The sequence below is a fragment of the Geomonas oryzae genome (assembly GCF_004117875.1).
GTDB classification, from domain to species: domain Bacteria; phylum Desulfobacterota; class Desulfuromonadia; order Geobacterales; family Geobacteraceae; genus Geomonas; species Geomonas oryzae.
Genome location: NZ_RAHW01000001.1, coordinates 180,179 through 194,987, shown reverse-complemented (window position 1 = coordinate 194,987; position 14,809 = coordinate 180,179). Strand labels below are relative to the sequence as shown.

Below are 14,809 nucleotides of genomic sequence, written 5' to 3'. Positions count from 1 at the left end.
CGGTAAGTTTCATCCCTACGGGGCAAGTGAAACCCGCGTCAACAGTCGAAGCAAGGCTGTGGCGCGGGTTTTTTTTATTTTTACGTGATGTGGTGCAATTTCTTCGTCGAGGGTTGAAGTGAGAAATCTTATCCGGATTAAGCTGACGGTATCGATGGTCGCAGGGGTGCTGCGTCGGACTTCCTCCCGTCTCCGCCTGACTCTAACCGCGCTCCTGCTCTTCGCCGCACTCGGCACGGCATCGACCGTGTTCGCCGCGGGGATCTTCTGCTCCCAGTTCGGCGGCGTGGTCGACGGCAACAACCCCGCCACCCTGGCGGCGGTCAAGGGCGCCTCCACCTTCGGGATCGACACGAACTGCACCATCAAGAACTTCCCCGATTCCATCGGCGGTTTCCCCATCACCAACATAAACTTCAACTTCCCGCAGCATCAGTCCTACTACATCGCCTTTCTGGACGTCTTCTACTACGGCAACATGTCGTGCAACGACCCGACCCAGTCGGATTTCTGGATCTACTGGGCGCCGGGCGGGTACAACAACATAAGCCCCTCCTGCCAGGCCTTCATGGTGCCGGTCGACGCGGTCTCCAAGAAGAACCCGCCGGCGCAGACGACCGCCGCGGTGGGGGCTCCGTTCACCTACACCATCAGCGTCCCGCTTTTGGGCAAACTCGACGCCTCCGGCACCTTCCAGTACATCTCCAACGCGGACGACGCGACGGTCACCAACGTGGTCATCCCTGACGACCTCACCGCAACCGGGGCGGCACTAAGTTACGTGACCAACACCGCGTACCTCGTGAACCCGTCCACCGGCGCCAGGACAGTGCTAAACGGCGGCGCGCCCCTTGTCCCGGGTGCCGGCGCCTCCTGGCTTTCCAGCCATCCCGGCATCCTCTCCGACGGCACCAAGCACCTGGTCTTCTCCTACGAGAAGAACGCGGCCCTCGCGTCGCTTCCGGCGGGGTACAACCTGGAGATCCAGGTGACCGTCGTCCTCGACAATGCCCCCGCGAGCGTGAACCTCGCCGGGACCCAGTTCTCGAACACGGCGAAGATGTGGTTCGACAAGCCGATCAACACGACGAGCATGGTCGACCTCCAGGCCTGGCCCGGCACCACCCCGCCGATGACCGTGGTGGAGCCCGAACTCACCCTTGAGAAGACCGGCTCAGTCGCCACGGTGAACGTCGACTCGCAGGTGCGCTACACCCTGGACGTGCAGAACACCGGCGGCGGGGACGCCTGGAACGCGACCATCACCGACCGCATCCCGGCAGGGATGGCCGGCGTCTCGCCTGCCGGCACCCTCGCGGCGCGGATCTTCGCCTCCGACGGGGTCACCCCGGTGTCGGCCCCTCTCGTGAACGGCACCGACTACACCCTCACCTGGAGCGGCGGTAACGGGATCCCCGGCCTCTTGACCCTCACCCTGCTGGACACGGTGAAAATCGGGCCGACCCAGCGACTCATCGTCAACTACCAGGCCCAGGTCGACTCCACCGGCGTCGCCTCGGGGGCCACCTTCTCCAACATCGCCGGCGCGACCAGGTGGTACAGCGCCGGGAGCGCTTTCGCCGGGCGCCGCGAGTACGACCGCTCCATCACCGACGGCACCCCGGGAACCCTCGATTTCCAGGACGCCTACACGGTGACCGCGGCGCTTGCCGGTTACTACTTCCAGAAGACGGTGCGCGACGCCACCACCGGGACCAACCCGGCCGGTGCCGCCTTCCCCGGCGACAGGCTGCACTATACGCTCCTTCTGCAGAACTTCACCTGGCCTCCGCTCAGCAACGTGAGCATAAGCGACGTCCTCCCCGTGGGGCTCGGCTCCATTGCGAACGTCACCGTCACCCCGGCCGGAGGGAGCACCCGGGTGCTCCAGCCCTCAGGCACCTCCCCGGGCGCTATCACCGTGACCGGGCTCACCCTCCCCGGCGGAGCCGCCACCAACTCCCAGATCCAGGTTGAATTCGACGCCACCGTGGACCCGACGCTCCAAAACGGCGCGGTACTTTCCAACCAGGCGAACATGGTAGGTATAGACAACAGCACCGCCACCGCGATCCGGTGGGCAGGCGTCTCGGACGACCCCTACGTGAACGGCACCGTGCTCCTGGGGTCCGGGGGGGACCCGACCCGGGTGACGGTCCAAGCGCCGGGGGCGCTCTCCAAGGCGAACCCCGCCCAGGCCACCGCCACCATCGGCCAGCAGTTCAGCTACCTCGTGAAGGTCCCCGCCGTACCGGCCGAGGTGCCGCTTTACGACGTGAGGATCCTGGACAACCTGGGACTTTCCGCCGCCGGGATGAGCTTCGTGAACGCCGAGGTGATCTCCGGAGGGAGCTGGAACCTCACCAACACCGGAACGGCCGGCAACGTCATCCTCCAGGACCTGGCCACCGGGGTGGACATACCGGCAGGGGGACAGGCGGTGATCCAGGTGACCGTCGCGCTGCAAAACGCCGCCGCCAACAAAAACGGGCTCGGCTTCGCGAACACCGCGTCCTACACCTACAACAAGATAAACGGCGACAGCCTGAGCCAGGCGGCGGGGGGAGCCGCGACCACGGCCGCCATGACCGTCGTCGAGCCGCATCTCACCGCGACCAAGGCGGCGGCCTACGCCTCTCCGGCCGGAAAGGCCGCCTCGGCGCCCGCGGTGCCGGGCGACGTGGTGCGCTACACGGTCACCGTCAAGAACGACGGCACCTCCCGTGCCTACGACGCCGACGTGATGGATTTCCTCCCCGCGAACCTCTCTCTCGTCCCCGGCTCGGCCTCGGCCCAGATCGACGGCGCCACCGTGAGCGGCTTCGTCACCGCCCCCGCGGTCCGCGCGGGAGGGGAGGTGGTATGGGGGGCGCAAAACGGCGACGCGAGCCTCGACATCCCCGCCGGCGGCACCCTGGTGGTAAGCTACCTGGCCACCGTGCTCGCCACCGACGGCGCCCCCATCGTGAACCGCGTCTACGCCGACTGGACCTCCCTCTCCGGTGCGGTCACGGGAGAGCGCACCGGCGCCGGCTGCCCGAACGTCACCGCACCCAACAACTACTGCACCGGCCCGGTCACCACCGAGCTCGCCTCCTTCGATCCGACCACCCTTGCGAAAAGCGTGGTCTCCGACTCCTGGAGCGGTGCGGGGGCGAGCGCCACCGATGCGACCCTGCGCGTGGGGGACACCGCGGTGTACAACCTGGCGCTCACCCTGCGCGAGGGGGTAACCGGCAACGTGACGCTCACCGACCAGCTCCCGCCGGGACTCGCCTTCGACTCGCTGGTGAGCGTCGCCCCCGCCTCGGGGGGGAACTTCAGCTACACCCTCCTCTCGCAGCCGTCCCCCGGTGCTACCGGAAGCCTCACCTGGAACCTCGGTGAGGTGACCAACCTGCCCGACAACAACGCGGCCAACAACACCCTGACCATCCAGTACCGCGCGCGCGTCTTGAAGAACACGCTGGCGCAGTCGCCTACGGCGCAGCAGCTCGTGAACGGGGCGACCCTCTCCTACACGATCAACGGCGTCGCCGCGACACCGAGGAAATCAGAGGCGACGCTGAACCTCTGGCAGCCGCTTTTGAGCGTCTCCAAGAGCGCCGCGACGGCAAGCGGCGGCACGGTGATCGCCGCCGGAGAAAACGTCACCTACACGGTCAAGCTCGCGAACGCCGGCACCGCCCCCGCCTACAACGCGGTACTTGCCGACACGCTCCCCCTCGGTTTGCGCCAGGGGGGTGTCAGCACGACTTCGGTGACGCTTGTCGACAGTGCCACGGGTGCGGTGAGCGCTGCGCTCCCGATCCTCCCCCCGAGCTACAGCCAGGCCACCGGCGTCGCGACCTGGAACTTCGACGTCGCGGGCTCCGCCTCGCTCTACGCCATCCCGGCCGGCAAGACGCTGCAGGTGGTCTACACCCTGAAGGCCGACGCGGGGCTCGGCGCCGGGGTGACGCTCAACAACCAGGCGCAGGTCACCACCTACTATTCCTTCGACAGCCAGGACGTCCCCGCGGGAAGCGTCGTAGACCAGCGCCAGGCCTACGCGGCCACCCCCCCGGCGACGGTGCAGCTCACCACGGCGGCGGCGACCGCCCTGGGGAAGAGCGCACTCGTCGACAAGGCCGCCATCGGCCAGCCCTTCACCTACCGGATCACCGTCCCCGCCGTGCCGCAGCCGACCGCCATGTACGATGTGCGCATCCTGGACGAGCTCGGTTCCGCGGCGACCGGCGTCGATCTCCGCTTCGTAAGCGTGCAGCGGGTCTCCGGCCCCGCCTTCACCCCCGCGAACACGGGCAGCGCCACGAGCCTCGTCATCGAGGATGCCGCGGCAGGGATCGACATCCCCGCCGGTCAGCAGGCGGTCATGGACGTCACCGTGGTACTCACCAACGCGGCGATGAACGCGCCCGGCAAGCAGTTCCAGAACACGGCGAGCTACACCTACAACGGGGTGAACGCGGCCCCGGCCACCAGGGCGAGCGGCGCCCCGGGTGCCAGCGGCGCGGTGACCATCGTCGCCCCCGCACTCACGCTGCAAAAAAGCGGGCCCGCCACCATCAACGCGCTCGCCCCCGGTCTTTTCACACTGGATATAAAGAATACGGGTGGGAGCACGGCCTGGCAGACCGTCGTCTCCGACCTCCTCCCCAACGTGACCACCCCGGCACCCGGGAGCATGTGCGGCTCGGCCCCCGCGAACGTGACGGCGCGCGTCTACCAGGCGGACGGGGTCACCCAGGTCTCGGCCCCCCTCGTGAGCGGGACCGACTTCACGGTGAGCTTCGCGCCCGCGCCCGCCTGCACCATGACCGTCACCATGAAGTCGGCCCAGGCGGCGCTCGCGCCCACCCAGCGCCTGATCATAACCTACGCCGCCGCACTCGACCCGTACACCGCGGGCGGCATCACACTCACCAACGTAGCCGGGACCGCGAGCTGGCTGAGCGCCGACCCCGCGGTTACCGCCCCGGGGAACATCCAGACTCTGACCGGAGCGCTCACCAACGGCACCCCCGGGGTCGTCGACACCCAGGACGCCTTCACCGTGACCACCCAGGCGCCGCTTTTGACCTTCACGAAGACGGTGGCGAACGCGACCACCGGCGGGACGGGCGCCACCGCGAAGCCGGGCGACATACTCAAATACACCCTGACCGTGAAGAACGTGGGCGCGCTCGGCTCGGCGAACTTCACCCTGACCGACGAGCTCGACCGCCTGAACGCAAGCGCCATGTTCGCACCGGGGAGCCTGAAGCTCCTCACCGTCCCGGCCGGTGCGACAACCGCCGCGACATCGGCGACCGGCGGCCTCAAGGGAACCGGCTCGGTGAGCATCGGCAACCTGAACATCGCCCCGCAGGGGGAGGCGGGGGACACGGTGGTGGTCGAGTTCCAGGCAACACTCGCGCCGGTCCTCGACAACGGCTCGCTCGTCGCGAACCAGGCGCAGATCGCCTCGCCGCTTCTTCCCGTCCAGCTGAGCGACGATCCGTCCCTTGCCGGCAGCACCGATCCGACCCGGACCGTGATCGCCTCCGCCCCCTCCTTCACCTTCCAAAAGACGGTGCGGGACGTGACCTCCGGGACCGGCATCGTGAAGGCGGGCGACACGCTCAGCTACACCCTAACGCTGAAAAACGACGGCACCGAGAACGCGACCGGGGTGACGCTGCGCGACCAGGTCCCGGCGAACACCACCTATCTCCCGAACTCCACCACGTTGAACGGCAAGCCGGTCGCCGATCCCGCCGCCGGGGTGAGCCCGCTGCAGGGGGGGATCGCGGTCAACTCCCCGGCGAACCTCACCCCGGGGGCGATGCCCGCGGCCGCCGGAACGGCGACCAACGTCGCCACCGTCACCTTCCGGGTGCAGGTGAACAAGAGCGTCGTCGCGGGGACCCTCATCTCGAACCAGGGCGTCGTGGACGGGACCGGCGCCGCGAGCGGTGCCTTCCCCGAGGAGGTCTCCGACGACCCGGCGACCCCGGCCGCGGACGACCCGACCACCGTGGTGGTCGGTAGCCTGCCGCTCATCTACGCGCTGAAGACGGTGCGGCTCGCAACGGACGGCAACGGCAACGGCCTCCTCGATCCGGGTGACGAGCTGCAGTACACCATCACCATGACCAACTCCGGCGGCGTCGACGCGACCGGTGTGGTCTTGACCGATGCGATCCCCGCCAACACGACTTACGTTGCGGGTTCCACGCGGCTGAACGGCCAGACCATGGCGGATCCCCCCGCCGGCCGTTCACCGCTTACCGACGGCGTCGGTGTCTACTCCGCGGGGCTCTCCGTGTCCTCCTCCCCCGGTGGCACCCTCGCGGCTGGAGGCACCGGCGTCGTCACCTTCAAAGTCCTGGTCGATCCCGGCGTCGCATCCGGGACCGTGATCAGCAACCAGGGCGAAGTCGCCTCGGCGCAGCTCCCCGCGGTGAAGACGGACGCCGACGGCAACCCGGGCAACGGCTACCAGCCGACCGTGATCGTCGTTGGGAACGCGCAGCGGCTGTCGCTCACGAAATCCGTCGCGGTGGTGGGGGGAGGCGCGGCACTTCCCGGAAGCGTCCTCGAGTACACCATCCGCGCCGCCAACGTGGGGCTCGTCCCGGCGACCGCGATGGTCTTAAGCGACGACCTGACCCAGCTTTCCGGCAAGGGTAGCTACGTGGCGGGGAGCGCGGTCATGAACGGCTCCGCAAACGGGGTGAGCTACGCCGCTCCGGTCCTTCGCGCCGACTACGGGACCGCCTACGGGGCGCTTGCACCCGGCGCCGCCGTCGTGCTCCGTTTCCAGGTGAAACTGAACGCGAACGTCGCGGCCGGAAGCGTAGTAGCCAACACCGCCCAGGCTTCCTGGGACACCCCGACCCAGCTGGCGAACGCCGGGACCTCGGTCACCGTCGGCGGGACCCCCGGAAGCGCAACCCTCGCGGGTGCGATCTGGCAGGACGCGAACCACGACAAGACGATGAACGGCGGCGAGACCCCCGCGCCCGGCTGGTCCGTCGACCTCTACCAGGACGGCCGCGTGGTCGGGACGGTGCAAAGCGCCGTCGACGGCTCCTACCGCTTCAGCGGCGTCACCCCCAACCCGGGAGGGGTCCCCGCTTACGAGCTCCGTTTCACCGCACCCGGTGCCGGTGCCTCCACGGCCATGCTCGGCTGGTGCAACTCCCCATTCACGAACGGGATGCAGCGCATCTCCGCCATCGTCGCGGACGGCGGCACGCTCCTGGGGGGACTCGACCTCCCGCTCACCCCCAACGGCGTGGTCTACAACTCCGTCGTGCGCACGCCGGTTCCGGGCGCCACGCTCGTCATGGTGGAGGCGAAGGGGATGACCCCCGTCTCGAGCGCCTGCTTCAGCGATCCGGCCCAGCAGGGGCAGGTCACCCCGGCGGGGGGCTTCTACAAGTTCGACTTGAACTTCTCCGATCCCTCCTGCCCCTCCGGCGGCGAATACCTGATCCGGGTGACCCCGCCCGCCTCGGGGTACATGACCGGCGAGTCGAGGCTCGTTCCTCCCGCCTCGGGCGAGACCACCGCACCCTTCCCGGTCCCCGCCTGCCCGGGAAGTGCCGCCGACGCGGTACCGGCGACGCCGGGGTATTGCGAGGCGCAGTCTTCCGAGCTCGCGCCCGCCTCCTCGGTGCTCCCCGGGACGGGAACGGCGTACTACCTGCGTCTCACCCTGGACAACCGGCAGCCGGGGTACGCCCAGATCTACAACAACCACATCGCCGTCGACCCGACCTTGGACACCGCCATCGCCATCAAGAAGAGCGTCTCGGTGACCAACGTGACGCGCGGCCAGCTGGTCCCCTACACCATCACCCTGAGCAATACGCTGGGGGCCGCGCTCAGGGGGCTGAACGTGGTGGACACCTTCCCGCTCGGCTTCAAGTACGTCGCCGGATCGGCGCGCATGGACGGCGTGAAGGCGGAGCCCGCGCTCAACGCGCGGCAGATGGTCTGGAACGTGGGCGAGCTCGCGATGAAATCGAGCCACAGCATCACCTTCCTGATGATCGTCGGCTCCGGCGTCTCGGAAGGGGAATACGTGAACCGGGCCCAGGTGCTTAGCACGGTCACCGACAGCGTCGCCTCGCTGGTGGATTCCGCCACGGTGCGCGTCGTCCCGGATGCCGACCTCGACTGCACCGACGTCATCGGCAAGGTCTTCGACGACGGTAACGGCAACGGCTACCAGGACGAGGGGGAGAAGGGGCTTGCCGGCGTGCGCGTCGTGACGGCACGGGGCCTCATCGCAGGCACCGACCAGTTCGGGCGCTTCCACATCACCTGCGCCGTCGTCCCGGACGAGGAGCGCGGCAGCAACTTCATCCTGAAGCTCGACGAGCGCACCCTCCCCACCGGCTACCGCGTCACCACGGAGAACCCGCAGGTGGAGCGCGCCACCCGCGGCAAGATGCTCCGCTTCAACTTCGGCGCCGCCATCCACCGGGTCGTCTCCATGGACGTGGCCGACGGCGCCTTCGAGCCGGGCAAGACCGAGCTGCGTCGCCAGTGGCGGCCGCGCATCGAGCTTCTCATGAAGGAGTTGGAAAAGTCCCCGGCCGTCCTGCGTCTCTCCTACCTGGCGGAGATCGAGAAAGAGTCGCTGATGCAGGGTCGCCTGAAGGCGCTCAAGAAGGAGATCACGGAACGCTGGGGTGACGGCTATCCCCTCACCGTGGAAACCGAGGTCTTCTGGCGCCGGGGGGGACCGCCGTGATGCCTTCGAACTGCAAGAGAAGAGAACAAGGCAACCCGACCCTTTGGACCGGATGGATGGGAGAAATGGTGAAGCAAAGTATCGCCCTTACATGCTTGTTCCTCGCCTGCGCGGCCGGCCCCGCCGCCGCGCAAGGCACCGGTGCGACCGCCGCGACCCAGGCGCCGATCCAGGCCGTCTCCGCCCCGGCGGGTGCCGCCCCGGGCGTTCGCGAGGCGGCAGGCCCCGGCGAGACCACGGAGGGTCACCTCCCGAAGGACGTGAGCTACACGCCGTGGCTCTTAGACCCCGCCGTCTTCGGCGAGGACCAGGGGGACCGTACCGAGAAGCGCCAGGTCCCCGAGCAGGAGGTGAAGACGGTCAAGGTGGCGAACCTCGTCCCGCCGATCCACTTCCGCACCGGCGATGCCGAGATCACGAAGGAATACCTCGACCTGCTGCGCGGCGTGCTGGAGAAGATGCGCGGGCGCCGAAACGTCCGGCTCCACTTCGTAGGGCACGCGGACAGCCAGCGGCTTAGCCCCACCCTCCAGTCGAAATTCACCGACAACACCGGGCTCTCCCGCGAGCGCGCCGGGACCACGGCCGAGTACTGCCAGCGCGCCCTGGGGCTTCCCCCCGAGGCGATATCCTACGAGGGGCTTGGCGACACCCGTCCGGTCGCCTCCAACCTGACCGAAGAGGGCAGGGCCCGGAACCGCCGCGTCGAGGTGGAGGTCTGGTACGACGAGATCGGCGAGAAGATGGTGGAGAAGGAGGTCATCGTTCCCGCCACGGTGAACCGCGTCAAGGTCTGCCGCACCGAAACGGTCTGCAAGATGCGCTACAAGGAGGGGCTCGCGCACCGGGTGAGGCTCAAGCACCTCGTGGCGCCCATGCACTACGATGCGGGGCTCGTCACCGTCCCGGAGGAGTTCCTAAGGCAGGTGCGCCAGGCACTCGACAACCTGAAGGACAAACAAAACGTCGCGGTCCGCCTCACCGCCTACAGCGACAACGCGACCCTCGAGGCGCGCGACGAGCGCATCTACGGCGACCAGATCGGGCTCTCCCGGGCGGTGGCGCGTCGCGTCGCCCTCGCGGTCCAGGACACCCTGAAAGAAAAGAAAACGGTCTTCGAGAGCGACGGCAAGGGGAGCGTGCAGCCGGTCGCCACCAACGACACCCCGCAGGGGAGGGGGCTGAACCGCCGCGTCGAGGTCGAGTTCCTGCACGACGATCCCCTGCAGGAGCTTCCCGACGAGCCCCAGCTCTGTCCCGAGGACGCGGGAAGCGAGACGGTGACGCGGGTCTACGATCCCCCCTCCGGCCCGGTCGCCCCGATCCTCTTCGCGGACGGCAACCCGATCCTCCCGGCGGGCTACACCGAGCGCCTGACCCAACTCATGGGCGAGATCCGCGATAGGGCGAACGTTCGGCTTCGTTTCACCGGCTACATCGAAAACGAGCGGCTCGACCGCCGCAACGCGGCCATCTACGGCGACGACGTCGGCTGGGCCACGGCGCGCGCCCGCCGCAGCATGCTCTCGGTGAGCGAGAAGATGGGGCTCCCCCCGGCAAGGGCGGAGTTCGAGGGGCGCGGCTACGTGCAGTCCGACGACGTGGTCGCCACCGGCTTCACCGGTACCGGCGCTTCCCGCGTCGAGGTGCAGGTGATCTACGACGAGAAGGTCCCGGTGAACGACTACGAGGGGGTGGACATCCTGCGCATGACCCGCGAGGTGAACACCGTCGATCCGCTCGCCCTGAACCTCATGCGCATCTCGGTGGACGGAAAGCCGGTCGACGACCTGAAAAAGAGCGTCCCCGACCTGCAGCGCTGCACCGACCTGGCCCTTGACCGCGCCGAGATCCAATTCCGCTACGACGACCTTAAGGCGGAGCCGAGGCTGAACGTCACCGCCTGGCCGCGCAGCGTAGCCTTCCGGGAAGAAGGGGGGGACGGCGACGGGAACCTGGTCCGCTTCCGCCTCTACAGCAACTACCACAGCTTCATCAAGCGGGGCGAAGTGAGGATCTTCGATGCGGCGGTCTCCGAGCGCGACGTCCCGCTCGCCGTGGTCCCGCTGGACGGCGAGGGACTGGCGGAGTGGCGCGCATCGTTTGACACCTTGGCCGCGCCGGTGCGGGAACTCAAGTACCTGGTCCGGGTCTACGACGCCGCGGGTAACTTCGACGAGACGGTCTCCCAGCCGCTCTGGGTGATCGACCATGCCGATCCCGCCGCCGCGAAGGCGGACCCGGAGCGCGAGCTTTTGGCGGGTTACGGGGGAAGCCGCCTCGCGGCTAAGAACATCCCGGTTGCAGGCGGCAGCGTCCAGGCCCACGGCAGCGCGGTTCCCCAAGGGCACCGGGTATGGCTCGCCGGCTACCCGGCCCCGGTGGACGGCAAGGGGCGCTTCATCGCCGAGGAGATCCTTCCCAAGGGGACGCACACCGTCGAGGTGGCGGTGCTCGACCAGGCGGGGAACGGCCAGCTCTACCTGCGCGACCTCGCCATGAAGAGAAACGACTGGTTCACCGTGGGGATCGCCGATCTCACCCTATCCGCCAACAAGACGAGCGGCCCCGCCGAACTCCTCGCGCCGGACAGGCCGCAGTACGGCCGCACCCTCGACGCCGAGGGGCGCCTCGCCTTTTACACCAAAGGGAGCTTCGGCGACGGCTGGGGGCTCACCGCCAGCGCCGACACCCGCGAGGGACCGCTTAACGAGATCTTCTCCAACTTCCTGGAGAAGTCTCCCGAGGCGCTTTTCCGCCGCATGGACCAGGACTACCACTTCCCGACCTACGGCGACGACGGCACGGTGACCGAGGATGCGCCGACCAGCGGCAAGTTCTACGCGAAGCTCGCCAAGGACCGGAACTACGGCCTGTGGGGGAACTTCAGGGTCGGCTACACCGACAACGATCTCGCCCACGTGGACCGCGGCCTCTACGGCGGAAACCTCCATTACCAGCTCCCCGGCGTGACCGGCTTCGGCGAGAAGCGCTTCGTCGTGGACGGCTTCGCCGCCGAGCCCGGGACCATGGCGGGACGCGACGAATTCCGCGGCACCGGCGGCTCGCTCTACTACCTGCGCCGCCAGGACATCCTGCAGGGGTCCGAGCGGGTGCGCGTCGAGGTGAGGGACAAGGACAGCGGCATCGTGCTCGCCGCGAAGGATTTGACCGCGGTGCAGGATTACGACGTCGACTACCTGCAGGGGCGCCTGGTGCTCCGTGAGCCCCTCGAGTCGACCGCCTCGGACAACCTCCTCGTGCACAGCGACACCATCGGGGGTAACCCCGTCTACCTGGTCGCCCGCTACGAGTACACCCCCGGGGTGGCGGAACTAGACTCCGTCACCTTCGGCGGGCACGCCCACTACTGGTTCGGCGACTACGTAAAGCTCGGCGTCACCGGGAGCAAGGGAGACGACGGCGACGCCGGGGAGAGCCTCGTCGGCGCGGACCTCACCCTTAGGAAGTCCGCCGCCACCTGGCTGAAACTCGAGACCGGCCACAGCAAGGGGACCGGGCTCTTAACCTCGACCTCGCAGGACGGCGGCTTCAAATACGGAACGGTACAGACGCCGGAAGACCCGGCGGTCAGCGCGGGGGCCTACCGGCTCGACGCGAGCGTAGGTCTTGCCGACCTCGGCAAGGATTGGCGCGGGCGGATCACCCTGTACAGCCAGCTCCTCGAGGCGGGTTACTCCGCTCCCGGCCAGGTCGCGGAGAAGGAGACGCTCCAGGTGGGTGGAAGTGCCGAGATCCCGGTGAACGACCGCGTGAAGCTCACCTTCAAGGGGGATCATCGCGACGTGGACCAGGGGCTTCAGACCACGGCCGTCGAGGCGGACGCCCAGTACCAGGTGGACGAACACTGGACCGCCTCGGTAGGGGGGCGCGCGGATCATCGAAGGGACGAGTCCGCCATCGTCCCCCTCACCCAGGAAACCGGCACTCGCGCCGACTTGGTCGGGAAGGTCGCCTACGATTCGAAGGCGAGATGGATGGGGTACCTCTTCACCCAGCAGTCGGTCAAGACCACCGGCAACCGCGAAGACAACGCCCGGACCGGCGCGGGGGGCGCCTACCGGGTGACCGACCGCTTCAAGGTGAACGGCGAACTCTCCGCCGGCGACCAGGGGGGTGCCGGGCGCTTCGGCGCCGAGTACCTCTACAGCGACCGGACCACCCTCTACATGAACTACGCTCTGGAGAACGAGCGCAGCGACAACGGCGTGCAGGCGCGAAAGGGGACCATGGCCTCCGGGTTCCGCTCCCGCTACTCGGACACGACGAGCGTCTACGGCGAGGAGCGCTACACCCACGGCGACACCCCGAGCGGGCTTTTGCACTCCTACGGCGTCGAGCTCACCCCGACGGACCGCCTGAACCTCGGGGCGAAGGGAGAACTCGGGACGCTGACCGACAACCTGACCGGTGCGGAGCTGAAAAGGACCGCGGTCGGGGTGAACGCTGGCTACGGTTTCGACAAGGTGAAGCTCGCAAGTGCGGTGGAATACCGCGAGGACGACGCCGAGCAGACCAATCTGACCCGCGAGAAGCGCACCACCTGGCTTTTCAAGAACAACCTGAAGTACCAGATGACCCCGAACTGGCGCCTGATCGGCAAGTTCAACTATTCGAAGAGCACGAGCTCCGAGGGGGAGTTGCGCGACGGTGGGTACACCGAGGCGGTGGTCGGCTACGCCTACCGCCCGGTCGCGAATGACCGGCTGAATGCCCTCGTCAAGTACACCTACTTCTACAACATGCCGTCGGCGGACCAGATCACCGGCACGACGACGGGGGCGAGCTTCATGCAGCGCAGCCACATCGCCTCCATCGACGCCATGTACGACCTGACCCCGCGCTGGACCGTGGGGGGCAAGTACGCCTACCGGCTGGGCCAGGTGAGCATGGACCGGGTGAATCCGGAGTATTTCGACAGCCGCGCGCACCTCGTGGTGGCGCGGGTGGATTGGCGCTTCCTGCACAAGTGGGACGCCCTCGTCGAGGGACGGTGGCTCGACCTCCCAGATGCTAAAGACAGCCGCACAGGCGTTCTCCTGGGTGTCTATCGTCACCTCGGGAACCATTTCAAGATCGGCGCCGGCTACAACTTCAGCGATTTCTCCGACGATCTGACCGACCTGAGCTACCGGCGCCAGGGGGTGTTCGTCAACATGGTGGGGATGATCTAGCGAGCGATCCGCTTCCCCCCTCCCGGAGGGGGAGGGACAGGGAGGGGGAAGCCGGTGTCAACGGTAAGGGCTGTTTTCGCAGAGTTAAAACAAACGAGAGGTGGGGGTATGGGCAAATTACTCAAGGCAGTCATCGCGGGGATCGCGCTCTTTTTGATGACCGGCGCGGCGTTCGGGGTGGAAGCGGTCACGGTGCAGGTGGAAACGGAGGCTTCGCAGCAGGCGGCGGGCGAACAGGAGACGGCATGCGTCGACGGCGCGGACTGCCATTTCGCGCAAGCGACGGAGGCTGACGCGGCGGAACCCGCCGACGTGGTCGACGCGGCGGAGCCGGGCGAAGCGGAGGCGGCGGTGCAACCGGTGGCCGCGGCGAAACCGGAGAAGGCAGCGGCCAAACCGGAGACGGCAGCGGCGGCCCGGCAGACCGCGGAGCAGGTGAAGGGGCTCGACGAGCAGGTCCAGGAGATCAAGGCGGACGTCCTCTCCATCGCGGCCCAGTTGAGCCGTCTCGAGGAGAAGCTCCTGTACCCGTCCGACACCCAGGTCGCCCTCTTCCTTTCGCTCGCGGGGGAGGAGAAGTTCCGCCTCGACTCGGTCTCCGTTGAGCTCGACGGCAAGGAGGTCGCGCATCACCTCTACACCTACAACGAGATCGAGGCGCTCAGAAAGGGTGGCGTGCAGCGCATCCACGTCGGCAACGCGATGACCGGAGAGCACCCGCTGCACGTCACCGTCACCGGCAAGACCGAGGGGGGGACCGATTTCCGGAAGGATGAGAGCTTCAAGGTCGCCAAGGGGGTAGGGCCGAAACTGGTCGGCGTCGTCCTTTCCGGCAGCAAGAGCATCACCGTCAAGGACTGGTAAG

The 14,809-nt window shown here is 67.9% G+C and carries 3 protein-coding genes; all 3 read left to right on the top strand.

What is annotated here, in order from left to right:
* Positions 1-118 precede the first annotated feature (118 nt).
* Positions 119-8,749: a DUF11 domain-containing protein gene (locus D6Z24_RS00915; RefSeq protein ID WP_129124660.1), complete on the top strand. Its 8,631-nt coding sequence runs from the start codon at positions 119-121 to the stop codon at positions 8,747-8,749.
* Positions 8,750-8,814: 65 nt separating this feature from the next.
* Complete coding sequence (locus D6Z24_RS00910; protein WP_129124659.1) at positions 8,815-13,944, top strand: OmpA family protein; 5,130 nt, start codon at positions 8,815-8,817, stop codon at positions 13,942-13,944.
* Positions 13,945-14,052: 108 nt separating this feature from the next.
* Positions 14,053-14,808 carry a hypothetical protein gene (locus tag D6Z24_RS21905; protein ID WP_281274999.1) on the top strand — a complete coding sequence of 252 codons (756 nt, stop codon included), beginning with the start codon at positions 14,053-14,055 and terminating at the stop codon, positions 14,806-14,808.
* Position 14,809: the final 1 nt, after the last annotated feature.